A 508-nucleotide genomic window follows, 5' to 3' on the forward strand; every position below is an offset into this window, starting at 1 on the left:
GTACTCCTCCGCCGGGACCACCGGGCGATGATCCGAGCCGAGCACCGTCCAGGTGCGGCCCCCGCCCTCGGGCAGGATCAGCCGCTGCACCCGACAACCCGCCCCGACCGTTTCTGTGATCGTCGTCACATCCGTAGCGTATCCACCCCAGATAGAACGTCCGCGACAGACACGCCGACCGTCGCACAGAACTCTCACCATTCATTGCGGACGGTGGTCACCTAACCCCAGATAGGACTTCGGCATAACTCGAACCTGCGGTCCGAGCAGGCGCATCTCCACCCGCCCGTCCCAGTCCTGGGCCAGCTCGCCGAGCACCCGTTCGAGCTCGTCCTGCCGCTCGACGTCGGCGAGGATCGCCACCTGCACGGCCTCCTCCTCATGCGTGGGTTCGCGCACGTTCACGGAAGCGGCGAGGTCGTCGAGCGCCTCGACGACCCTGCGGGTGTCCTCTTCGCGTTTGGCGGCGATCGCGTTGCTCACCAGTTCCCCCAAGGCCATCCGCGCC

1 protein-coding gene is annotated in these 508 nt (G+C 67.3%); it reads right to left on the minus strand.

What is annotated here, in order from left to right; translation table 11 throughout:
* Nucleotides 1-201: 201 nt before the first annotated feature.
* Nucleotides 202-508: GvpL/GvpF family gas vesicle protein (locus P3H15_RS55030; RefSeq protein ID WP_276144950.1), on the minus strand; the 307-nt coding region annotated here is incomplete at its 5' end.

The organism is Rhodococcus sp. T2V (genome assembly GCF_029269925.1).
Taxonomy (GTDB): domain Bacteria; phylum Actinomycetota; class Actinomycetes; order Mycobacteriales; family Mycobacteriaceae; genus Rhodococcus_F; species Rhodococcus_F koreensis.